The sequence below is a fragment of the Streptomyces abikoensis genome, from assembly GCF_014648775.1.
Classification (GTDB): domain Bacteria; phylum Actinomycetota; class Actinomycetes; order Streptomycetales; family Streptomycetaceae; genus Streptomyces; species Streptomyces abikoensis.
Genome location: NZ_BMRT01000005.1, coordinates 75,891 through 96,084, shown reverse-complemented (window position 1 = coordinate 96,084; position 20,194 = coordinate 75,891). Strand labels below are relative to the sequence as shown.

The following is a 20,194-nucleotide window of genomic DNA, read 5'->3' as shown; positions in this document are numbered from 1 at the left end:
CGGAATTCACCGCGCTCAGCAGCACTGCATGGTGAACATCGCTTGATCGAAGCGGCCGGCGGTCAGGTCCTCGGGGCGTATGAGCCAGTAGAGGGCGCCGCAGTCGCCCCACATCATGTCGGCCGCGTCGTCGGTGTCTATCTGGGCGAGGAGCGTCCAACGGCGGGCCTCCTCCTCGACACGCGGGTCGCTCCAGGTGATGTCGCCGCCGTCGCGGTTGAGGAAGCCGTGGGCGATCTCGTACTCCACGGGGTTCTGGACGGGGTTGGCGTGGCCGCCGATGAGATGGTCGGCGGCGCGCTCCAGGTCCCACAGGGCGTCGACGAACGCCTTGGCCTCCGCCGGGTGGCGGTCGCCCTCCTCCGCCCTGCCCTCGCCTTCGCGGTGGAGCGCCGCGACGAAGTCCGGGTGCCAGGAGTCGGGCGCGGTCCACTCCACCCGGGCCGTCAGCGGCACCTCGGGGTACGCCTCGAACTCGACGTCCTCGTCGTCCACGACGGGCAGGGCGCGCTCGGCCACTGTGACCCCGGCCGGGACGTGGACGACCCGCGCGCCCGGCCACGTCTCCGGATCCTTCGGCCAGACCAGCGCGTCACCGTCGTCGATCTGCCCGTCGAAGTAGAAGAACGACAGCGTCCCGTCGGCGGGCAGCGTTATGTCCAGCGAGCCCGTGGGCAGCGCCGCGCAGTCGACGGACGCGACGAACGACAGCGGCCCGTGCCCCTCCCACACCGGCCACGCCATGCCCTCCGGCAGCTCGGGCAGCCCGCCCAGCCGCCCGACCACCACGTCCTCCGGCCCGGGCTCCGGCGTCGCCACCAGCCGCGCGGCCGGGCGGAGAAGGGAAATCCAGCGCTCGGCGAGATCGGCGGGCAGGAGCGTCCGGGCGAGGTCGTGCAGCGTGCTCTCAGTCATGCCGACGATGATGCACCCCACCACTGACAATCACGTCTGAGCTGCGAGGATGTCCCGGATCGCGGCCATGCCGCGTCTCGTCGCGGCGATGGCGCCGGAGGCGTCGTCAGCGGCGTCGTCAGCGGCCCGCTCGGCACGGCAATCGCGGCAGGCCGCCTCGTCGGTGACGGGCCGGAACACCCGCCCACAGCCGCCCGCGCAGGAGCGGAGGGGGGTGGGCGGCGGCGTCGGCTCGGGCGCCGGGTCCGGCATCTTCCGCGTGAGCCGGTCACGGGCCAGCCCTACGGGGGATCGGACGGCGTCGGGAAGCCCCGACGTCAGCGCGTCGCGCAACTCGGCGAGCGTCGCCCCACGGCTGAACCACTCCGCCGCGAGCGGCGCGAGCGCCCGGACGTCCCGCGCGGAGAGCCGCAGTCTCCGTTCGGAGCGGGAGACGGCGGTGAGGGCGGCGGTGGCGCGGGGGTGGGGAGTGTTCTCCCCGGTGTTTTCCTGGGGACGTCCGACGGCCTGGCCGGTCGGCCGACCGGGGGCCGGAGGGGCGTCCGTCGGCGGCGTCACGTTCTCGCGTCCGCCGCGTCCGTCGCGCAGGGCCAGCGCCTCGGCGTCCGTCAGCGGGACATTCGATACGAGCTGTGTCGTGGACCAGCGTCCTCGGGGCCCGGGGAGGCGCCACTCGTGGACGTAACCCTCCGCGAGGAGTTCGCGCTTGGCGCGGCCGAACGCGGTCTTCTTGATCCCGGCCCGCCGGGCCGATTCGGAGAGGGCCTCGTCGGCGCCGGGTGGGAGCGAAAGCTGCCACAGGAGAAGGCACTTGGCGTCGGAGGAGAGGCGGGGGTGGCGGATGATCTCGTTCGAGACGGGGGTGTAGAAGCGGGTGGGCGCGATAGCATGCCGGAACATCTGCGGGAGCCCTTATCTCCTGGTGGGTGTAGACCCCCGGGCCGGTGTTGTCTCACCGCCGGGGGTCGATTCGTATGTGCGGGAACGTACTCCACGGGAGTGTGCCGAAGGGGGCGTTCCGGCGCCCCAACACCCGTACGGTTACGAATAGATCAGCCGTGCGATACGCGCTGATGGACTCCCATGGCGGTGGCGACCTTCATGGCCATCTCGCGGTTTCCGTCGCGCACGGCTTTGGCGCGGTCGCGCTTGATGGCCTGGCACTCCTCGCAACGCGGCGGGGGCGCGGTGTAGGCGGCGAGGGCGGCGGTGAGGAGCTGGGCCTCATAGCCGGTGAGCGCGTCGTCGATGAAGAGGAACATCTGTCCGTCGACGGGTCCTTGGGGTACGACCTGGACCGTACAGCCGTGAGCCTTGAATGCGTCGGAGAGCTCGCGTGCCGTGCGCGCGGCGGCGTGACGGATGTTGTCGTGTGGCATGGGTGGGCTACCTCGGTCGTGGTCTGTTGCTCCGGTTCCGGTTCTCAGCATCGGTGCGTGGGGCTACGCTCACCAGGGGTAACGGCTTTCGGCGCGACAAGACGAAAACGGGTGGTTGCCTCCATGCCTGCGCCCAAGGAACTCGACCCGAGCAGTTCTCTACCGGCCTTGTACGGCACGAAGTTGCGCAGATTGCGCGAGCGGGCCGGGTGGACGCAGAAGGAGTTGGCGGAGAGGGTCTACCTCTCCCACAGCCGTATTGCCCAGTTCGAACTGGGCAAGGAGATTCCGGCAGCGGAAGTGTCGGAGATGCTCGATGAGGTCCTGGGAGCGGACGGCGATTTGCATGACCTTTGGGCGCACTTGCGGCGACTGCCGCCGTCGGACGCGTTCCGTAAGTACAAGGAGTACGAGGTCAGGGCCAGCGCGATTCACCAGTACCAGGCCCATTGCGTTCCGGGGTTGCTCCAGACGGAGGCGTACGCGCGGCAGATCATGAGTCACGCCGGGCCGTGGTGCTCTGAGGAGGAGATCGGCGTGATGGTGGCCGCCCGGATCGCCAGGAGCGGCCTGCTCAGGAGGGAAGTTCCGCCTCTGCTGTGGGTCGTGCTGGACGAGGCGGTGATTCGACGGCCGGTCGGAGGCCCATCTGTCATGGGTGCGCAGATGGCTCATCTGCTGGAGATGTCCAGGAAGCCGCGAATCGAGATCCAGGTTCTGCCGTACGCGGCCGGCGCACACGCGACCATGGGCGGATCGTTGACGGTCTTGTCCTTCGACAATGCTCCGGACGTGGTGTACCTCGAAGGCGGCTTCGGCCTGACCGACATGGTCAGGGACCGCAGGGCGGTGGCGCGGCATCGCCACCGATACGACTTGGTGCATGCCATGGCGCTTCCACCAGCCGAGTCCAGAAGGTGGATCGAGAAGGCGATGGAGGAATTCGGTACATGGGGCTCGAACTGATTGGCGCGGCCTGGCGCAAGTCGACGTACAGCACCGCGAACGATGACTGCTTAGAGGTCGCCGACCTCATACCCGGCGACCTCATACCCGTCCGCGACAGCAAATCCCCCACAGGGCCCGCCCTGTTCCTCCCGGCGCCGGCCTGGGCCGCCTTCGTGCGCGCCGTCAAGGCGAACGCGGGCTGAAGCCGGACTCAGGCCGCGTGCGGCACGAACGACACGTGGGTGTCCTCGATGTCGATCGAGACATCGAGCTTCGCGTCGAGCGCGGCAGCGAGAACGCGGAGGAGCGGGAGCGTGGGGGCGGTGCCGCCGCCTTCGATGCGTTCGATGTCGGCGAGGGACATCCCGGCCCGCTCGGCGAGGGTGCCCTGGTCGATCTCCAGGGCCATCCGGCGGTCGTAGACCGCCTGGCCCAGAGCGATGGCGGCGCCCGCCTCGACGTACGCCGGGTCGGCCCGGTGTTCCTCCGGGATCTTCCACGACGCGTGGTGCCCCGTGCTCACAGCGACTCCTCGAATGTCCGGTGGTAGGTGACCACTGCCCGGGGATGCGATTCCTCGCACTCCTTCTGAGCCCACAAGGCCCTCTGGACCTCCCGTTCCTCCCGCATCCGGGTCTTTCGGAAGACGGTCAAGAACACGATACGGCGCTCGGGAGCGAGCCAATAGGTGACGCGTATGGCGTTGTCGCCGAGGTGGAATCGAAGTTCCCGCACCGATCCGCTGAGGTGGCGCGAGTAGGGTTCGCCGAGTGTCGTGGGGGCGCCGGCCAGCCGGTCCGCGTGGCGTTCCACGACGCGGTACTGGTCTGGAGATAAGGCGCTGAGCCACGCTTCGACTTCGGGTTCGATCTCGATCTCGTAGAGCTGCTCCACCGGCGGGACGCTAGGGGCAGGGCCCACACCCGTTGGCGAAACCTGGCGGCAATCGCCTGATCGGGTGATCCGGACTGGCGTGCGCACAAACAGCGCCCGCAGCTTTTGAGCGGGGCGGTCAGAGTCGGTGCCCGAGGTTCCCGGGAACAGATTCGCAAGCGCGACCGAGCAGTCCGCGCCGTAATCGCCTTGGCGATATCCCGCCCTAGTCGGCGCCCGGACGCGCCGCAAAGGTGGAGGGCGTCTCACCGGCGGCGGCCCGCCGTCGGTGGAAGCGGACGTGAGAGAGGACGCCACGCCCATGCCTCCGATCCCGATCAAGCCTGGCATCTACAAGATCCACGCTCACATCATCGGCCCGTCCTCCCTGGTGACGGCCACGGAGCATGCCGTGAAGCACGGCGCGCCCGTGATCGTCGACCGGTTCAACCCGCTCCCGATCGAGCAGGAGTGGATCATCGAGCCCGCCGAGCCGGTCCCCGGCTCGCCGTATGTGATCCGGCTGGCCAGCCACGACGCCGCCGGTCTGGTGATCGCCGACGACAGGATCTTCGTCAACGCCGTCCCGCGCCCCGAGCTGGCGAAGTTCACCTTCGAAGGTGTCCTGGGCGGCGTGAAGATCCTCAACGAGAAGGGCCTCGCCCTCCGGGCGGGCCACCGTGGCGCCCAGATCGAAGTCGTGCCGCCGAAGCCGGAGTTCCAGGAGACGTGGACCCTGGAGTTCGTGCGTCCGGTCGACGCGGAGTAGTACGCGGAGTAGTGCGCGCAGTAGTGCAGCGCGCGGCGCGGGGCGATCGGCGGCCTTACTCGGCCGACCGGTCGCCCCGCTGTCGTTGCCGACGACACAACAGCGCGTACCCCACTCCATCCGGCCCCACACGTGCTGATTACGTCCGGCACAAACGGACGCCCCTCACTCCTCCGCCGGCGCCTCCCCGAACCGGGCCAGGGCCAGCGCCCCCAGCACCGCCAGCGCGAAGCCCGTCACCGCGAGCGGCATCAGCCCCTCCCTCGTGCGGTCGCCGAGCCAGGAGACGCCCACCCAGGCCGGGCCGATGGTCTCGCCGATGACCATGCCCGCCGTGGCGGCCGTGACCGAGCCGCGCTGCAGCGCGGAGGTCAGGAGCAGGAACGCCGCTCCGCCGCCGATCAGCAGGGCGTACGTCGCCGGGTTGGTCAGCACCGCCGACGGTGCGAAGTCGTCGATCAGGCGGACGGAGACCTCCACCACCCCGAAGCCGAACCCCGCGCCCAGGCCCAGCGCCGCCGCCCGGGTCCGGCCCCGCGCCCGGCCCGCCACCGCGCCGAAGGCGAGGACGCCCACCGCCGTGGCCAGGACGCCCACCCGTAGCGCGGTGTCGCCCGTACCTGTGCCCTCCGCGCCGGAGGACAGGCCCAGCATCGCCAGCCCGCCGCACACCACCAGCACCGCCGCCCACTCCACGCCGCTGAGCCGCACGCCCAGCACGCGCGAGGCGGTGACGGCCGTGACGGCCAGGCTCGCGGCGAGGGCGGCGCTCACCGCGTAGATGGGCAGGGTGCGGAGGGCGACGAGCTCCAGCAGGAAGCCGACGCCGTCCAGGGCGAGCCCGGCGAGGTAGCGCCACTGGCGCAACGCCCGCATCAGGAGCATCGGGTCCACGCCGGAGCCCGTGCCGGGCGCGGTGGCCCGGGTGGCGGCGGCCTGGAGGACGGAGGCGGTGCCGAAGCAGACCGCCGTGCCGAGTGCGCAGAGCATGCCGAGGAACACGCCTCCGACTCTAGGGCGGCGGAGCCGCCGGGACCTTAGAGTCGACTCGTGCTTTCCGTAGTCGTGGCGCCCTGGCGGCGCGCTCCCGTCGTCGCGCGGAACCCGGACGTGCCGCACGACGCGGCGAGCACGATGAAGGCCGCGGTGCTCGCGGCGCTGTACCGGAACGGAACGGATCTCGACCGGCGGATTCCGGTCGTCAATCGTTTCGTCTCTGTGACGGGGACCGACACTTTCGCCAACGAGCGGTCCTACGACAGCGACGACGAGCCATGGGAACTCCTGGGCGGCACCGCGCCGTTGCGCTGGCTCGCCGAGCGGATGGTGACGCACTCCTCGAACCTGGCCACCAACCTCTGTCTCGCCGAGGCCGGCCGGGAGGCCGTGGCCGAGGTGTGGAAGCGGGCGGGGGCGCACGGGAGCGATACGCCGCGCGGCATCGAGGACGCGCCGGGGCGCGCGGCGGGCGTGCGCAACCTGATCACGGCGGGGGACCTGGTCCGGCTGCTGGAATCGCTGGAGCCGGAGCTGCTCGCCCTGCTGGAGGGCAACGTCCACCGCGTGGACCTGGCGGCGGGGCTGCCGCCGGGGACCCGGCTGGCGGGGAAGAACGGCTGGTTCCCCGGGGTGCGGCACAGCGCCGCCGTCGTCCACCCGCCCGACGCCGGGCCGTACACGATCGCCGTCTGCTACACGGGCCCCCTCGCCAACGGGGAGGACGTGGACGACCCCGCCGCCCGCCTCCTCGCGCGGATCTCGGCGCGGGTCTGGGCGGCCCGGCACGCCCTCGCGCACACCCTCGCGGAATGATCTTCCGCACCCGGGTTTAGGGTGGTCGAACTTTCGAACTCTTGAACTTTCGAACGCGACGGGGGCGTCAGCGAATGGAGAAGAAGGCGCGACGGCGTCTGCGGTCCAGCACGGTCATATTGGGCGGAATGGGCGTGCTCGCCGCCGCTCTCACCTCCTGCGGATCCGAGCCGGACAAACGCTGTGTCGACCGCAACAGCTATGAGGCGGGAAAGGGCTACAAAGTCCTCGACTCCAAGTCCTGCAAGAGCACCGGCGGCGGTCACGCCGCCGGTACCTGGTACTACAACTCCGGCGATTCCGGCAGTCGCGCCAAGGCCGGTACGTTCGACAAGAGCAAGGCCGTTTCCCGGGGCGGTTTCGGCTGTTCCTCCTCCAAGAGCCATTCCGGTTCGAGCGGCGGCTGATCCCCGGACATGCGCCGTCATCGCACCACCCCTCGCCCCGGCTGGCAGCACACCGTCGAGGAACAGGGCCTGATCTATCCGCTCACCCGGGAACCTGACGGCTCCCTGCGGCCGTACTGGGACGAGAGCGCGTACTACTCCTTCACGCTGCCCGAGGTCGAGGCGCTGGAGGACGTCGTCGAGGAGCTCCACACGATGTGCCTGGCCGCGGCCGCGCACATCGTGGAGCACCACCGCTTCGCGGACCTCGGCCTGGCCGACCCCCGGCTGACGGCTCTGATCAGCGAGTCCTGGCGGCGCCGCGAGGAAATCCCCTCCCTCTACGGCCGCTTCGACCTCCACTACGACGGGCGCGGCGGCCCCGCGAAGATGCTGGAGTACAACGCCGACACCCCGACATCCCTCGTGGAGGCGGCCGGTCCGCAGTGGTTCTGGATGGAGGAACGCTTCGCCGGCGTGCCCGACGCCGACCAGTGGAATTCCCTCCACGAACGGCTCGTCGACGCCTGGCGCCGCCAGGCGGCCCTGCTGCCGCCCGGCGCGCCCGTGCATTTCGCGCATTCCATCGGCGACGAACTGGGCGAGGACCTGATGACCGTCGCCTATCTCCGCGAGACGGCGGAACAGGCGGGCATCGCGACGGACGTCATCGCGATGGAGGACATCGGCTGGGACGGCCTCTCCGGCCGTTTCGTCGACAAGAAACTCCGTTTCGTCCGGGCCTGTTTCAAGCTCTACCCCTGGGAATGGCTGGCCGAGGACGACTTCGGCCCGCACGTGCTCGACACGCTCGACAACGGCGGCGGCACGGGGTCCACGCTGTGGATCGAACCGGCGTGGAAGATGCTGCTCTCCAACAAAGCGCTGCTGGCGGTCCTCTGGGAACTCTTCCCCGGACACCCGAATCTGCTGCCCGCCTATCTGGACGGCCCCCGCGAACTCGCCCGCGAAACCGGGTGGGCGGCCAAGCCGCTCTTCGGGCGCGAGGGCGCGGGCGTCACCCTCCACCCCGCCGGGAGCGCCCCCGCGGTGCGGGACGAGCCCTGCTGCTACCAGCAGTTCGCCCCACTGCCCGCCTTCGACGGCAACCACGTCGTGCTGGGCGCCTGGGTCGTCGACGGCGAGCCCGCGGGGCTGGGCATCCGGGAGTCGGCGAACCTGGTCACGGACGGGTACGCCCGCTTCGTCCCCCATGTCATCCTGCCGGAGGGCTGACCCGCTACCGCGCCGCCTCCACCACCCACCCCGACAGCTCCCGCCCGCCCGGCAGCCACCGTCCCAGCTCCTCGCCCACCTCGGCGAACGACCGCACCTCGGCCCGCCACCCGAACCCCGCGAGCAGCGCCTCGGGCTCGTCCGTGCCGTACAGCCACGGCGCGCCCCACTCCGCCATCAGCCGCAGCAGCGGACGGGCCTCGGGCGCGGCGAGGAGCGCGGCGGGCACGAAGTCGGTGAGGAGCCGGCTTCCCGGTGCGGACAGGGCCGAGATCCGGTCGAGGAGCGCGAGCACGTCCGGCTCCGCCAGGTACTGGTTCAGCCCTTCCACGAGCCAGCACGTCGGCCCGTCGGCCGCCCGGAATCCCGCTTCGGCCAGGGCCTCGCCCCAGTCGGCCGTCGCGAGGTCGACGCCCACCCCGACGCGGCGGCACGTCGGCGCGGCGACGCCGTCCAGCAGCCGCTCCTTGCGGTCCAGGACCTCCGGCCGGTCCAGCTCGTAGACCGTCACCTCGCCGGGCAGCCCCAGCCGGTACGCGCGGGTGTCCATCCCCGCCGCGACGATCACGAGCCGATGAGGACTCCCGTGCTCCATCGCGCGCCCGATTGCCTCGTCAAAGAACCGCGTCCGGACCGAAATCAGCGGTGTGTCGCCGAAGTCCGCCAGCAGGCCCGCGCCCGGCGGACCGGCGAGGGTGGCGGCGAGAGGGTCGTGGAAGAGGGCGTCCGCCCTGGTCGATTCGCGGGCCCGCTGGGCGGCCGTGAGCAGTGCGGTGCGCGCGACGGGATCGAGTTCGTTGTGTTGCGTCATGCCGATGACCCTCGCCGCCCCCGGCGGGCCGCGTCCCTGTCCGGCCTTCCTCTGACGTAATCCGACATCCGATACCGTCTCCCGGTGGATTCCGTCATACGCGATCTCGACCTCCTCGACCGGCAGTTGGCCCACGCCCTCCAGCTCGACGGACGCGTCCCCTTCAGCCGCGTCGCCGCCGTCCTCGGCACCTCGGACCGGACGATCGCCCGCCGTTACCACCGGCTGCGCGCGGCCGGCGCACTGCGCGTCGTCGGGCTGCCGGACGCCCGGAGCCTGGGCCTCGTCGACTGGGGCGTACGGATCCAGTGCGCGCCCGACGCCTCGGCGGCGATCGCCGCCGCGCTGGCCGAGCGGGCGGACACCTCATGGGTGGGGCTCGCCTCCGGCGGCACCGAGGTCACCTGCGTCACCCGGGCCCGGGCAGGCTCGGGCCCGGGGAGCCTGCTGCTGTCCAAGCTGCCCAGAACTCCGCGGATCACCGGGGTCACCGCCCACTGTGTGCTGCGCCCGGTCGCCGGTACGGCCGGCTGGCCGGGGCGTACCGACGCGCTCGACGCGCGACAGGTCGCGGAGCTGTCCCGGCCGGCGCCCACGGGCGGCGTCCGGATGGAACCGACCGCGGCCGATCAGCGGTTGCTGGACGTCCTCGCGAAGGACGGGCGTGCCGCCGTCCCCGAACTGGCCGCCGTCACGGGCTGGTCGCAGTCCACCGTGCGGCGCCGGATCGAGGAGCTCCGGGCCACCGGGGCGCTGTACTTCGACGTCGACATCGACCCGGCGCTCTACGGCTTCGACTGCGAGGCCGTGCTGTGGCTGAGCATCGCCCCCGCCCGGCTCGGCGCCGTCGCCGAGGCCCTCGCCGGGCACGCCGAAGTGGCGTACGCCGCCGCCGTCACCGGGCCGAGCAACATGATGGTGAGCGTCGTCGTCCGGGACGCCGACGCGCTGTACGACTACCTCGCCCTGCGCGTCGGCGCCCTGCCCGGGGTGCGGGGCGCCGAGACAGCGTTGGTCACCCGGCACGTCAAGCGCGCGGGGGCGCTGCTGTCACCGCGCCGGGGGTTCAGCCGGCCGTCAGGACCTCCCGCAGCCGCTCCAGCCCCCAGTCCAGGTCCTCCTTGCTGATGACCAGCGGCGGGGCGATGCGGATCGTCGCGCCGTGGGTGTCCTTGACCAGCACCCCGCGTGCCATCAGCCGCTCCGAGACCTCGCGGCCCGTGCCGATGCCCGGGGCGATGTCGACGCCCGCCCACAGACCCCGGCCGCGGACGGCCGTGACGGCCGGGCCGCCGGTCAGGAGGCCGAGTTCGTGGTGGAGGTGGTCGCCGAGGAGGGCCGCGCGTTCCTGGTACTCGCCGGAGCGGAGGATCTCGATGACCTCCAGGGCCACCGCGCACGCCAGCGGATTCCCCCCGAAGGTGGAACCGTGCTCGCCCGGCTTGTAGACGCCCAGCACCTCGCGCGAGGAGACGACCGCCGAGACGGGGACCACGCCGCCGCCGAGCGCCTTGCCGAGGATGTAGACGTCGGGGACCACGTCCTCGTGCTCGCAGGCGAACGTCCGGCCCGTTCTGCCGAGCCCGGACTGGATCTCGTCCGCCATGAAGAGGACGTTCCGCTCCCGCGTGAGCCGGCGGACGCCCGGCAGATAGCCGGCCGGCGGCACCAGGACGCCCGCCTCGCCCTGGATGGGCTCCAGCAGCACGGCCACGGTGTGCTCGTCGACGGCGGCCTCCAGGGCCGCCAGGTCGCCGTACGGGACGATCTCGAAGCCGGGGGTGTAGGGGCCGTAGTCCGCCCGGGCCTCCTCGTCCGTGGAGAAGCTGATGATCGTGGTCGTCCGGCCGTGGAAGTTGTTGTCCGCGACGACGATCTTCGCCTTGCCGTCGGGCACGCCCTTGACGCGGTAGCCCCACTTGCGGGCGGTCTTCACGGCCGTCTCCACGGCCTCGGCGCCCGTGTTCATGGGCAGGACCATCTCCATCCCGCACAGCTCCGCCAGCGCGGTACAGAACTCGCCGAAGCGGTCGTGGTGGAAGGCGCGGGAGGTCAGTGTCACCCTGTCGAGCTGCTCCTTGGCCGCTTCGATCAGTCGTCGGTGGCCGTGGCCGAAGTTCAGCGCCGAATAGCCGGCGAGCATGTCGAGGTAGCGGCGCCCCTCGACGTCGGTCATCCAGGCGCCCTGCGCGGTCGCGACGACGACCGGCAGCGGGTGGTAGTTGTGCGCGCTGTACTTCTCGGCGGCGGCGATGCTGCGTTCCGTGGCGGTCACCGTGAGCTCCGTTCCGGCCCGGGGCCTGCTGTTGGCTGGTACTGGCTGGTGCTGACGCCTTTGTACACCCGCCGTACACCCCCGGTGGACGAGGTTTTCCACAGCTGAACCGAGTCCGCGCCCGCACCTGAGAGAATGTTGTGCATGGCCCTTGATCGTCCGCGCGCTCTCTCCGGTATCCAGCCCACCGCAGGCTCGTTCCACCTCGGGAACTACCTCGGTGCCGTCCGTCAGTACGTGGCCCTGCAGGAGTCCCACGACGCCTTCTACATGGTCGTCGACCTCCATGCGATCACCGTGCCGCAGGACCCCAAGGAGCTGCGGGCCAACACCCGCATCGCGGCCGCCCAGCTGCTGGCCGCCGGGCTGGACCCGGAGCGCTGCACGCTGTTCGTGCAGAGCCACGTCCCGGAGCACGCCCAGCTCGGCTGGGTGATGAACTGCCTCACCGGCTTCGGCGAGGCCTCGCGCATGACGCAGTTCAAGGACAAGTCCGCCAAGCAGGGTGCCGGCGCCACCACGGTCGGCCTGTTCACCTACCCGATCCTCCAGGTCGCCGACATCCTCCTGTACCAGGCGGACGCGGTGCCGGTGGGGGAGGACCAGCGCCAGCACATCGAGCTCACGCGCGATCTGGCCGAGCGCTTCAACGGCCGCTTCGGCGACACCTTCACCCTCCCGTCGGCGCACATCGTCCGCGAGACGGCGAAGATCTACGACCTGCAGGACCCGTCGGCGAAGATGAGCAAGTCGACGGCGAACCCCAAGGGCCTGATCAATCTGCTCGACGAGCCCAAGGTCTCGGCGAAGAAGATCAAGAGCGCGGTCACCGACACCGACACGGTCATCCGCTTCGACGCCGAGAAGAAGCCGGGCGTCAGCAACCTCCTCACGATCTACTCCACGCTCACCGGGACCACGATCGCCGAGCTGGAGCAGAAGTACGAGGGCAAGGGCTACGGCGCGCTGAAGACGGACCTCGCCGAGGTCATGGTCGACTTCGTCACCCCCTTCCGCGCCCGTACCCAGGAGTACCTGGACGACCCGGCCGAGCTGGACGCGGTGCTGGCCAAGGGCGCGGAGAAGGCCCGGGCCGTCGCGGCGGACACCCTGGCCCGGGCGTACGACCGGGTGGGCTTCCTGCCCGCCGCCCACTGACGGGCACGCGCTTCGGCGGCCCCGCCGGCCGCTGAGCCATCCGGATACGGTTCACCGGCGTCCGCGCACGTCGGGACCCTTGTCCCGGGCGGGCGGGACCAGGAGATCTGGCAGTGGGAGCGGCGCAGCCGTCACACTGACCACGGGGACGTACAGGCGCCAGGAGGGAGAACGCAGTGGGGACCGTAACGCTCGGCGTTTCGATCGCGGTCCCGGAGCCGTACGGCAGCTTCCTCCAGAAGCGCCGCGAAGGCTTCGGCGACCCGCACGCCCACGGCATTCCCACGCACGTCACCCTGCTGCCGCCCACGGAGGTGGACGCCTCGTCGCTCCCCGCGATCGAGCGGCACCTCGCCGAGGTCGCGGCGGCGGGGCGCCCCTTCCGGATGCGGCTCTCGGGGACGGGCACGTTCCGCCCGCTCTCGCCCGTCGTCTATGTGAACGTGGTCGAGGGCTCGGCCTCCTGCGCCTGGCTGCAGAAGCGGGTGCGGGACGGGTCGGGCCCGGTCGCGCGGGAGCTCCAGTTCCCGTACCACCCGCATGTCACGGTGGCCCACGGCATCGCCGAGGAGGCCATGGACCGGGCCTTCACGGAGCTCGCGGACTACGAGGCGGAGTGGACGATCGAGGGCTTCGCCCTCTACGAGCAGGGAGAGGACGGGATCTGGCGCCTCGAGCGCCACTTTCCCTTTGGGACCGACGCCTCCGGAACCGACGCCTCCGGTACGGACGACGTGAGCGCGGCGGTGCCGCGCCAGGACGACGCGGGTATCCGTAGCTCATGGACTGGCTCACCCGGCTGCCCCTGATCGGTCCGCTCGTCGCGAAGGCGATGCGGACGCACGCCTGGCGCGCGTACGACACCCTCGATCGTGTGAAGTGGACGCGGCTCGCCGCCGCGATCACCTTCTCGAGTTTCGTCGCGCTCTTCCCCCTGCTCACCCTCGGCGCGGCCGTGGCCGCCGCCGTGCTCAGCGATCAGCAGACCAAGGAGCTGGAGCGGCGGGTCGCCGAGCAGATGCCCTCCGGCGCCCTCGACGTCACCTCGTTCACCGACAACGCCGGCACGGTCGGCCTCGTCGCCGGCGGCCTGCTGCTGTTCACCGGGATCAGCTGGGTCGGCCAGCTGCGGGAGTGCCTGCGGGCGGTGTGGGAGGTGGAGGAGGACCCCGGCAACCTCCTGCTCCTCAAGGCCAAGGACGTCGCCCTGCTGCTGGGCCTCGGTGGGGTCTTCCTGCTGTCGGCGGGCTGCTCGGCGTTCGCGTCGGCGGCGGTCGGCTGGGTCGTGGAGCGGGCCGGGCTGGAGGGCGTCGGCGGGCTGCTGACGGCCGTCGGCTTCTGCATCGCCGTCCTCGCGGACTTCCTGCTGATGCTCTACGTCCTGTCGCGGCTGCCCGGCGTCCACCCCGAGCGGCGCCGGCTGGTCACCGGCGCGCTGCTCGGGGCGGTGGGCTTCGAGCTGCTCAAGCTGGTGCTGAGCGGCTATCTGCGGGGCGTGGCGGCCCGGAGCATGTACGGCGCGTTCGGCACCCCGATCGCCCTGCTGCTGTGGATCAACTTCACGGCCAAGCTCACGCTCTACTGTGCCGCGTGGACCGCCACGGACGGCGCGGCCACGCGGCACGAGGAGTCGCAGCGCAAGGCGTCACCCCCGGCTACTCCTTCGGCGGGTTCTGCGGGTTCTTAGGCGGCGCCGCGTGGCCCGGGCGGCGCCGCGCGGCCCGCTCCGGCAGCGGATGCCGGCGGTTGACGAAGAACCCGGCCACCGCCAGCACCGCCAGCGCCCCGCCCGTCAGCCCGACGGCCGTCCACATGCCGTCGCCGCCGCCCGTGACGGCCGCCTGGGCGCCCTGCGAGGACTGCCCGCTCGTACCGGCCCCCTTGTCGGCGGGGAAGCCGCCCTTCGGCGGGACGAGCACGCCGACCGGCTTGACGTGACCGACCGCCTCGAAGCCCCAGTCGAGGAGCAACTGGGTCTCCTTGTAGACCTGGTTGCGTTCCTTGATCTCCGGGTTCATCACGGTGACCAGCAGCTTCTTGCCGTCGTGCTGGGCGACGCCGGTGAAGGTGTTGCCGGCGTTGGTGGTGGAGCCGTTCTTCACGCCCGCCATGCCCTTGTAGGCCGTCACCCCGTCCTGGCCGGTGAGCAGCCGGTTGGTGTTGACGATCTCCTTCGTCCTCCCCGGGTGGTCCTCGTCGGGGAACTGCGTCCGGGCCGTCGAGCAGTACTCGCGGAAGTCGGCCTTCTGCAGGCCGGAGCGGGCGAAGAGCGTCAGGTCGTAGGCGCTGGAGACCTGGCCCTCCGCGTCGTAGCCGTCGGGCGTGACGACGTGGGTGTCCTCGGCCTGGAGCTCGTCGGCGTGCTCCTGCATGTCCCGGACGGTCTTGGCGACGCCGCCGTTCATCGCGGACAGCACGTGCACGGCGTCGTTGCCGGAGCGCAGGAAGACGCCCATCCACATGTCGTGGACGGAGTACGTCTGCCCCTCCTTCATCCCGACCTGGCTGCTGCCCTCGCCCATGCCCTCCATGTCGGACGGCCGGACCTCGTGCTTCTTGTCCTTCGGGAACCTCGGCAGCACCGTGTCGGCGAAGAGCATCTTCAGCGTGGAGGCGGGCGGCAGCCGCCAGTGGGCGTTGTTGGCGGCGAGGATGTCACCGGTCTCGGCGTCCGCGACGAGCCACGAGTTCCCGCTGAGCTCCCGGGGCAGCTCGGGCGCGCCGGGGCCCAGCTGGACCTGCGGGCCGGGCCGGCCCAGGAGCTCGCCGCCCACCGTCGACATCTTGGCGGGCGGCTGCTTCGGCGGCGGCTTGGCCTTGCCGTCGGCGGGCTTGCCGGGGGTCGCCGAGGCGCCGGGGGAGACGGCCGGGGAGCCGCTGGGGCCCGGGGCGGGTACGGCGAGGGCGGGCGCGGCGGCCGCCAGGGGGAGCAGCAGCGAGGCGCCGGCGGCCAGCAGGGCCGCGCGGCGGCGTCGGGGTGTCGCGGAGTACCGCGGGGGGTGTGATGTCGTCGTCGGCACGGTGGTGAACGTACCGCCACGCTCCGCCAACCGGGACGGCGCCTCACGGCGGGCGCCCGCCGAGGACCCGATAGGACCAGTGCGGGCGCCGGAACGCATACTGAAACCCATGGCGAACGCTTCCCCCACCCAGCCCATGGCGCCGGAGCCCTCCGCTCCGGCACCGGCCCCCGCGACCCTCTCCCGTCCCGTGTCGTGGTTCCTGCTGGCGTTCGGCGCCTGGAGTTGGGTCATCTGGGTCACTTTCGTGAAAAATCTCTGGAAGGACGGCAGCGGGCTGGCCTTCGACGACGCGGGTTCCCCGACCACGTACTTCTGGGTGCACCTGCTGCTCGCGGTCACCTCTTTCCTTCTGGGGACGGTTGTAGGACTCATCGGGTTGCGTGGCGTCAGGGCGCTGCGGCGTAGTTCATAGCCGCCGGTTGACCCATTCCCGGGACGTACGCCCGTTCCCCCTTCTACGGTGATGCGCATCACTGGGCGGGAGGGGCGCGGGGGATGCGTGAGGTCCGGGTACGACGAGGGTCGCGAAGAGGCTTACGCGGGCGCGCGGCCGCGGCGCTCCTGCTGCTCGCGGCGGGCGCCGGCGGCTGCCGGCTCACCCCGGGCGAGGACCGCGACCGGGGGCCCGTGCAGGTCGGCACGACCGACACGGTCACCGCGCTCGACCCGGCGGGCGCCTACGACGCCGGCTCATGGGCGCTGTACGGCAACCTCTTCCAGTCCCTGCTGACCTTCGCCCCCGGCTCGAAGAACCCGGTGCCGGACGCGGCCCGCAGCTGCGGCTTCAAGGGCGACGACCTGCGCACGTACACGTGCGAGCTGCGCCCGGAGCTGAGCTTCGCCAACGGGCACGAGCTGACGGCGGAGGACGTGAAGTTCTCCTTCGACCGCATCGCCCGGATCAAGTCCCCCCAGGGCCCCGGGCCGCTGCTGGAGACCCTGGGCTCGGTCGAGACCTCCGGCGGCGGCCGCGTCGTCACCTTCCGCCTCAAGGTCCCCGACGCGACCTTCCCCCTGAAGATCGCCACGGGTGCCGGCTCCATCGTCGACCACCGCGCGTACCCCTTCGACACGCTGCGCCGGGGCGACCGGGTGGACGGCTCGGGCCCGTACACCCTCAAGGACTACAAGCCGGGGACGAGCGCCGAGCTCGCGCCCAACGACAAGTACGAGGGCGCGGTCAAGGACGTCGGCTCCCCGGTGACCGTCCGCTACTTCCCCGAGCCCGCCCGGATGAGCGACGCCTGGCGGAACGGGACCATCGACGTCGCCGCCCGGCAGATGCCGCCCGCCGACCTGGCCAAGTACTCGCTCTCCGAGACCGGTTCCCGGATGACCGAGACCTCCGGCGCCAACGCCCGCTTCCTCGTCTTCAACCTGCGCGACGGCGCCCCCGCGAAGCCGCTCGCCGTACGCCAGGCCGTCGCGTCCGTCGTCGACCGCCAGGCCCTCGCCCGGGACGTCCACCTCCGCACCGTCGAGCCGCTCTACTCGCTCGTCCCGCAGGGCTTCACCGGCCACGCCACGTCCTTCTTCGACGCCTACCCCAAGCCCGACGAGGAACGGGCCCGCAGGCTGCTGCTGGAGGCCGGCGTGCCCACCCCCGTCCGCTTCACCCTCGCCTACTCCAAGGGTGCGGCCACCGACCAGGAAGCCGCCCTGCTGCGCCGCCAGCTGGAGGCCACGGGCCTGTTCGAGGTGACGACGAAACGGGTCGAGTGGACGGACTTCCAGCGGGGCTACGCGCGGGGCGAGTACGACGCGTACTGCGTCAGCTGGCTGGCCGACTTCCCCGACCCCGACACCTTCACCACGCCCCTCGTGGGCGACGGCAACGCCCTCCACTCCGGCTACTCCAGCACCCGGGTGGAGAGGCTCATCCGCAAGGCCCAGCAGAACGACCAGCGCGGCCGGGTCGCGGAGGACTTCCGGAGCATCCAGAAGATCGTCGCCGAGGACGTGCCGCTGGTCCCGCTGTGGCAGCGGAAGGACTACGTGCTGAGCAACGCGGGCATCTCCGGGACGCAGTACCTGACGGACGGCACGGGCATCTGGCGGCTGTGGATGCTGGGCCGGATCTGACCGGCGGGATCTGACCGGCAGGCGCTCTTGTCCCCTCCGGGGCGGTCCACTTCACTTGATCGCGCACAGCTGATCGATTCCCGGAATCCTCCCGGAAGGGGACGACGTGCCGCAGCAAGAAGCTCCTGGGGCTCCGCAAGACCTCATCGAGGCCGAGACGGTGGGAGCCTGGTACGACAAGTTCGGCGACCTGTACCACATGACCCTCGGCGACAGCGTGCACTGCGGCCTGTGGGTGTCGCCCGACGAGCCCCATCCGGCGAGCCTGGACCTCGTGGCCCTCTCCTCCCGGGCGCAGGACCGCTACACCGACTACCTCATCCGCCTGATGAACGCCCGCCCCGGCGGCCACCACCTCGACATCGGCTGCGGCCCCGGCCGCCCCGCCGCCCGCCTCGCCGAGCAGACCGGGACCCGCGTCACCGGCATCTCCGTCAGCAAGGAACAGATCGCCAGGGCCCAGGAGATGGCCCGCGCCACCGGACTGGCCGACCGCCTCACTTTCGAGGTCGTCGACGCCATGAACCTGCCCTACGAGGACGAGAGCTTCGACACCGCCTGGGCCGTGGAGAGCCTGTGCCACATGGACCGCGCCAAGGCCCTCGGCGAGGCATGGCGGGTGCTGCGCCCCGGCGGCCACCTGATGATCCTGGAGTCGTCCCTGGTGGCCGAGCTCACCCCCGAGGAGCTCGGCCTCTACGAGACGGTCCTGGCCTCCAACCCGCCGCTGACGTTCCCCGAGTTGTCCGCGCTGCTGGAACGGACCGGATTCCGGACGCTTGAGTTCAAGGACCTGTCGGCCAACCTGGCGATCAGCTCGGACATCATCGCCCTGCTGCTGCGCGACCGGCGCGAGGAGCTCACGGCCGCGCTGGGCGCCGAGTTCGTGGAGATGACGGACGCCGCGTACACGGGCGTCCGCACCATCATCCGGGAGAAGACGCGCTTCTTCATGATGCTGCTGAGCAAGCCCCTCGCGTAGCGGCGGGGCCGCCCCGGGGGCCGCCGCGCGTGGCAGTCTGGGGAGATGGACCGGATGGACCAGCACCCGTGGCGCTCGCCCGCCTCGCCGGGCGAGCCGCCCTACTACACGACCGACACGTGCGCCGGGTGCGGCGCCGTCGTCCACGGGATCCACGGCCGGTGGACGTGTGCGGCCTGCGGCGCGTGCAGCCCGTACCAGGAGCCGCCCGAGGGCTGGGCCTCCGAGATCACCCCGGAGGAACTGGCCACGAACAAGGTGGGATACGACCGGCCGTCGTAGTCCCGGCCTGCGTGACCGGCCGTCATCAGAGTCGGTGCCGGTCCAGGAAGTCCAGGATCAGCTTCTGCCACTCCTCCGGCCGCTCGGCCATCGGCACGTGGCCCGCGTCGATCTCCGCGTACTCCGCGCCCGCGATCCGGTCGGCCAGGAAACGGGAGTTGGCGGGCGCGACCAGTGTGTCCTGGAGGGTCGCGACGACCAGCGTGGGCACGGAGATGCCCGCGAGGTCACCGGTGGTGTCGGACGCGCCGACCACGGCGGCCTGCTCGGCCGCGCCGGCCGGCACTCCGCGCTCCACCAGCTCCAGGAAGGGGCCGACCGCCGCCTCGGGGAGGCCGTTGAAGAACGTCTCGCCGAAGCCGGTCAGCGCCACGAACCGGCTGAACGCCTCCAGATCGCCCTGCTCCAGCAGCCGCTGCCACAGGAACAGCGAGGCCCGCGTCCGGTTGTCCGCCTTGGCCAGACCCGCCGTCAGAACCAGGCCCCGCACCCGCTCCGGGTGCCGGGCGGCCACCCGTACGGAGACCAGGGTGCCCAGCGAGTAGCCCAATAGGGTGAAAGTCTCCAGCCCGGCCTCGTCCGCCGCGGCCACGATCCCGTCGGCCAGGGCATCCAGGGTCAGCGGGCCGGTGGCCCGCGGCGTGGCGCCGGAGCCCGGGTAGTCGGGGGCCACCACCGTGTGCCCGGCGGAGAGGGCGGGGAGGATGGGGGCGTAGTTGCCCTCGATGCTGCCGCCCGCGCCGTGCGCGAGGAGCAGGCCGGGGCCGGTGCCGTGAACGGTCGTTGCGAACGTGGGAATCCCTGTCATGCCCCAGAGGTTGCCCCATGACATCAGTGTCAAGGTCAAGTCCGGTTGGGGGATTCGCCCATGCGTATCGGTGAACTGTCGCAGCGTACGGGGGTCAGCACTCGGCTGTTGCGCTACTACGAGCAGCAGGGACTGCTCGGATCCGAGCGCGACAGCAACGGATACCGCCGGTATCCCGAGGCCGCCGTCGAGCGCGTCCATCGCATCCGCGAACTCCTCGACGCGGGGATGACCACCGAGGTCATCCGCACCCTGCTGCCCTGCGCCCAGGGCGGCCCCGGCCTGCTCACCTGCTCCCACTCCGTCCAGGTGCTCGACGAACAACTCGCCCGGGTGGAGGAGCAGATGGCCGAGCTGGAGCGGAAGAGGGAGGCGCTCGCGCGCCTGGAGCTCAGGCCCGCCTGAACGGGTGCGGGCCCGCTCCCCGAAGGGAGCGGGCCCACACCGCCGACCGG

General features: G+C 71.4%; 25 protein-coding genes. 15 read left to right on the top strand and 10 right to left on the bottom strand.

Features of this window, described 5'->3' with window-relative positions; all coding sequences use genetic code 11:
• Positions 1–15: 15 nt before the first annotated feature.
• The 3 genes from IE096_RS18300 to IE096_RS18290 form a co-directional block, all read right to left on the bottom strand.
• Positions 16–915, bottom strand: a complete 900-nt coding sequence (locus IE096_RS18300) for a YwqG family protein (protein WP_189453037.1) — start codon at positions 913–915, stop codon at positions 16–18.
• A 30-nt stretch (positions 916–945) separates the two neighbouring features.
• Positions 946–1,815 carry a hypothetical protein gene (locus IE096_RS18295; protein WP_189453035.1) on the bottom strand — a complete coding sequence of 290 codons (870 nt, stop codon included), beginning with the start codon at positions 1,813–1,815 and terminating at the stop codon, positions 946–948.
• 152 nt (positions 1,816–1,967) lie between these two features.
• The gene (locus tag IE096_RS18290; RefSeq protein ID WP_189453033.1) at positions 1,968–2,294 is read right to left on the bottom strand and encodes a hypothetical protein; all 327 of its coding nucleotides are present in this window, start codon (positions 2,292–2,294) and stop codon (positions 1,968–1,970) included.
• A gap of 123 nt (positions 2,295–2,417) precedes the next feature.
• Between IE096_RS18290 and IE096_RS18285 the strand changes: the two genes are divergently transcribed.
• Both IE096_RS18285 and IE096_RS18280 read left to right on the top strand, forming a co-directional pair.
• Positions 2,418–3,260 (top strand): helix-turn-helix domain-containing protein, encoded by an 843-nt coding sequence (locus tag IE096_RS18285; protein ID WP_189453031.1) that lies wholly within the window; start codon positions 2,418–2,420, stop codon positions 3,258–3,260.
• Positions 3,245–3,445 carry a DUF397 domain-containing protein gene (locus IE096_RS18280; RefSeq protein WP_189453029.1) on the top strand — a complete coding sequence of 67 codons (201 nt, stop codon included), beginning with the start codon at positions 3,245–3,247 and terminating at the stop codon, positions 3,443–3,445. The genes IE096_RS18285 and IE096_RS18280 overlap by 16 nt, the downstream gene beginning before the upstream one ends.
• Before the next feature lie 8 nt (positions 3,446–3,453).
• On the opposite strand, the gene IE096_RS18275 is transcribed toward IE096_RS18280, so the two are convergent.
• Positions 3,454–3,765: a helix-turn-helix domain-containing protein gene (locus IE096_RS18275; protein WP_189453027.1), complete on the bottom strand. Its 312-nt coding sequence runs from the start codon at positions 3,763–3,765 to the stop codon at positions 3,454–3,456.
• Complete coding sequence (locus IE096_RS18270) at positions 3,762–4,136, bottom strand: type II toxin-antitoxin system RelE/ParE family toxin (protein ID WP_189453025.1); 375 nt, start codon at positions 4,134–4,136, stop codon at positions 3,762–3,764. The genes IE096_RS18275 and IE096_RS18270 overlap by 4 nt, the downstream gene beginning before the upstream one ends.
• A gap of 301 nt (positions 4,137–4,437) precedes the next feature.
• On the opposite strand from IE096_RS18270, the gene IE096_RS18265 reads away from it, so the two are divergent.
• The gene (locus tag IE096_RS18265) at positions 4,438–4,884 is read left to right on the top strand and encodes a hypothetical protein (RefSeq protein ID WP_189453023.1); all 447 of its coding nucleotides are present in this window, start codon (positions 4,438–4,440) and stop codon (positions 4,882–4,884) included.
• Positions 4,885–5,049: 165 nt separating this feature from the next.
• Here IE096_RS18265 and IE096_RS18260 read toward each other — a convergent pair whose 3' ends face one another.
• The gene (locus tag IE096_RS18260) at positions 5,050–5,874 is read right to left on the bottom strand and encodes a hypothetical protein (RefSeq protein ID WP_189453564.1); all 825 of its coding nucleotides are present in this window, start codon (positions 5,872–5,874) and stop codon (positions 5,050–5,052) included.
• 60 nt (positions 5,875–5,934) lie between these two features.
• Here IE096_RS18260 and IE096_RS18255 point away from each other — a divergent pair, with 60 nt between their 5' ends.
• The 3 genes from IE096_RS18255 to IE096_RS18245 all read left to right on the top strand — a co-directional run bounded on the left by IE096_RS18255 (position 5,935) and on the right by IE096_RS18245 (position 8,318).
• Complete coding sequence (locus IE096_RS18255) at positions 5,935–6,696, top strand: serine hydrolase (RefSeq protein ID WP_189453021.1); 762 nt, start codon at positions 5,935–5,937, stop codon at positions 6,694–6,696.
• 74 nt (positions 6,697–6,770) lie between these two features.
• Complete coding sequence (locus IE096_RS18250) at positions 6,771–7,103, top strand: hypothetical protein (RefSeq protein WP_189453020.1); 333 nt, start codon at positions 6,771–6,773, stop codon at positions 7,101–7,103.
• Positions 7,104–7,112: 9 nt separating this feature from the next.
• Entirely contained in the window at positions 7,113–8,318 is a 1,206-nt protein-coding gene (locus tag IE096_RS18245; RefSeq protein WP_189453018.1) for a glutathionylspermidine synthase family protein, read from the top strand.
• 4 nt (positions 8,319–8,322) lie between these two features.
• On the opposite strand, the gene IE096_RS18240 is transcribed toward IE096_RS18245, so the two are convergent.
• The gene (locus IE096_RS18240) at positions 8,323–9,129 is read right to left on the bottom strand and encodes a class I SAM-dependent methyltransferase (protein ID WP_189453017.1); all 807 of its coding nucleotides are present in this window, start codon (positions 9,127–9,129) and stop codon (positions 8,323–8,325) included.
• A gap of 84 nt (positions 9,130–9,213) precedes the next feature.
• Here IE096_RS18240 and IE096_RS18235 point away from each other — a divergent pair, with 84 nt between their 5' ends.
• On the top strand, positions 9,214–10,257 hold the full coding sequence (locus IE096_RS18235; protein ID WP_189453015.1) for an Lrp/AsnC family transcriptional regulator: 1,044 nt from the start codon (positions 9,214–9,216) through the stop codon (positions 10,255–10,257).
• Here the strand turns inward: IE096_RS18235 and rocD are convergent.
• A complete protein-coding gene (rocD, locus tag IE096_RS18230; protein ID WP_189453013.1) occupies positions 10,196–11,404 on the bottom strand; it encodes an ornithine--oxo-acid transaminase in 1,209 nt (402 codons plus the stop codon). The two genes, IE096_RS18235 and rocD, sit on opposite strands and share 62 nt — an antisense overlap.
• A 144-nt stretch (positions 11,405–11,548) precedes the next feature.
• On the opposite strand from rocD, the gene trpS reads away from it, so the two are divergent.
• The 3 genes from trpS (at position 11,549) to IE096_RS18215 (ending at position 14,249) form a co-directional block, all read left to right on the top strand.
• The gene (gene trpS / locus IE096_RS18225) at positions 11,549–12,562 is read left to right on the top strand and encodes a tryptophan--tRNA ligase (RefSeq protein WP_189453011.1); all 1,014 of its coding nucleotides are present in this window, start codon (positions 11,549–11,551) and stop codon (positions 12,560–12,562) included.
• Positions 12,563–12,738: 176 nt separating this feature from the next.
• Complete coding sequence (locus tag IE096_RS18220) at positions 12,739–13,371, top strand: 2'-5' RNA ligase family protein (RefSeq protein ID WP_189453009.1); 633 nt, start codon at positions 12,739–12,741, stop codon at positions 13,369–13,371.
• Entirely contained in the window at positions 13,344–14,249 is a 906-nt protein-coding gene (locus IE096_RS18215; RefSeq protein ID WP_189453007.1) for a YihY/virulence factor BrkB family protein, read from the top strand. The genes IE096_RS18220 and IE096_RS18215 overlap by 28 nt, the downstream gene beginning before the upstream one ends.
• Here the strand turns inward: IE096_RS18215 and IE096_RS18210 are convergent.
• Positions 14,218–15,681, bottom strand: a complete 1,464-nt coding sequence (locus IE096_RS18210; RefSeq protein WP_373298166.1) for a D-alanyl-D-alanine carboxypeptidase family protein — start codon at positions 15,679–15,681, stop codon at positions 14,218–14,220. The two genes, IE096_RS18215 and IE096_RS18210, sit on opposite strands and share 32 nt — an antisense overlap.
• A 37-nt stretch (positions 15,682–15,718) precedes the next feature.
• On the opposite strand from IE096_RS18210, the gene IE096_RS31510 reads away from it, so the two are divergent.
• The 4 genes from IE096_RS31510 (at position 15,719) to IE096_RS18195 (ending at position 18,931) form a co-directional block, all read left to right on the top strand.
• Positions 15,719–15,997, top strand: a complete 279-nt coding sequence (locus IE096_RS31510; RefSeq protein ID WP_229820339.1) for an SCO4848 family membrane protein — start codon at positions 15,719–15,721, stop codon at positions 15,995–15,997.
• Between the two features lie 83 nt (positions 15,998–16,080).
• Positions 16,081–17,667, top strand: coding sequence for an ABC transporter substrate-binding protein (locus tag IE096_RS18205; RefSeq protein ID WP_189453003.1), 1,587 nt, complete (start codon positions 16,081–16,083; stop codon positions 17,665–17,667).
• 106 nt (positions 17,668–17,773) lie between these two features.
• Entirely contained in the window at positions 17,774–18,649 is an 876-nt protein-coding gene (locus IE096_RS18200) for an SAM-dependent methyltransferase (protein WP_229820338.1), read from the top strand.
• A gap of 54 nt (positions 18,650–18,703) precedes the next feature.
• Positions 18,704–18,931, top strand: a complete 228-nt coding sequence (locus tag IE096_RS18195) for a hypothetical protein (protein WP_189453001.1) — start codon at positions 18,704–18,706, stop codon at positions 18,929–18,931.
• A gap of 25 nt (positions 18,932–18,956) precedes the next feature.
• Here the strand turns inward: IE096_RS18195 and IE096_RS18190 are convergent, their stop codons facing one another.
• On the bottom strand, positions 18,957–19,739 hold the full coding sequence (locus IE096_RS18190; protein WP_189452999.1) for an alpha/beta fold hydrolase: 783 nt from the start codon (positions 19,737–19,739) through the stop codon (positions 18,957–18,959).
• A gap of 60 nt (positions 19,740–19,799) precedes the next feature.
• Here IE096_RS18190 and IE096_RS18185 point away from each other — a divergent pair, with 60 nt between their 5' ends.
• Positions 19,800–20,144, top strand: coding sequence for a MerR family transcriptional regulator (locus IE096_RS18185; RefSeq protein WP_189452997.1), 345 nt, complete (start codon positions 19,800–19,802; stop codon positions 20,142–20,144).
• Positions 20,145–20,194: the final 50 nt, after the last annotated feature.

Bases quoted from the DNA above. Each gene is read 5' to 3' on its own strand.
- IE096_RS18300 (WP_189453037.1), bottom strand. From the start codon at position 915: ATGACTGAGAGCACGCTGCACGACCTCGCCCGGACGCTCCTGCCCGCC.
- IE096_RS18250 (WP_189453020.1), top strand. From the start codon at position 6,771: ATGGAGAAGAAGGCGCGACGGCGTCTGCGGTCCAGCACGGTCATATTG.
- trpS (WP_189453011.1), top strand. From the start codon at position 11,549: ATGGCCCTTGATCGTCCGCGCGCTCTCTCCGGTATCCAGCCCACCGCA.
- IE096_RS31510 (WP_229820339.1), top strand. From the start codon at position 15,719: ATGGCGCCGGAGCCCTCCGCTCCGGCACCGGCCCCCGCGACCCTCTCC.
- IE096_RS18190 (WP_189452999.1), bottom strand. From the start codon at position 19,739: ATGACAGGGATTCCCACGTTCGCAACGACCGTTCACGGCACCGGCCCC.
- IE096_RS18285 (WP_189453031.1), top strand. From the start codon at position 2,418: ATGCCTGCGCCCAAGGAACTCGACCCGAGCAGTTCTCTACCGGCCTTG.
- IE096_RS18245 (WP_189453018.1), top strand. From the start codon at position 7,113: ATGCGCCGTCATCGCACCACCCCTCGCCCCGGCTGGCAGCACACCGTC.
- IE096_RS18210 (WP_373298166.1), bottom strand. From the start codon at position 15,681: ATGCGTTCCGGCGCCCGCACTGGTCCTATCGGGTCCTCGGCGGGCGCC.
- IE096_RS18295 (WP_189453035.1), bottom strand. From the start codon at position 1,815: ATGTTCCGGCATGCTATCGCGCCCACCCGCTTCTACACCCCCGTCTCG.
- IE096_RS18185 (WP_189452997.1), top strand. From the start codon at position 19,800: ATGCGTATCGGTGAACTGTCGCAGCGTACGGGGGTCAGCACTCGGCTG.
- IE096_RS18215 (WP_189453007.1), top strand. From the start codon at position 13,344: ATGGACTGGCTCACCCGGCTGCCCCTGATCGGTCCGCTCGTCGCGAAG.
- IE096_RS18260 (WP_189453564.1), bottom strand. From the start codon at position 5,874: ATGCTCTGCGCACTCGGCACGGCGGTCTGCTTCGGCACCGCCTCCGTC.
- IE096_RS18205 (WP_189453003.1), top strand. From the start codon at position 16,081: ATGCGTGAGGTCCGGGTACGACGAGGGTCGCGAAGAGGCTTACGCGGG.
- IE096_RS18195 (WP_189453001.1), top strand. From the start codon at position 18,704: ATGGACCAGCACCCGTGGCGCTCGCCCGCCTCGCCGGGCGAGCCGCCC.
- IE096_RS18265 (WP_189453023.1), top strand. From the start codon at position 4,438: ATGCCTCCGATCCCGATCAAGCCTGGCATCTACAAGATCCACGCTCAC.
- IE096_RS18240 (WP_189453017.1), bottom strand. From the start codon at position 9,129: ATGACGCAACACAACGAACTCGATCCCGTCGCGCGCACCGCACTGCTC.
- IE096_RS18280 (WP_189453029.1), top strand. From the start codon at position 3,245: ATGGGGCTCGAACTGATTGGCGCGGCCTGGCGCAAGTCGACGTACAGC.
- IE096_RS18290 (WP_189453033.1), bottom strand. From the start codon at position 2,294: ATGCCACACGACAACATCCGTCACGCCGCCGCGCGCACGGCACGCGAG.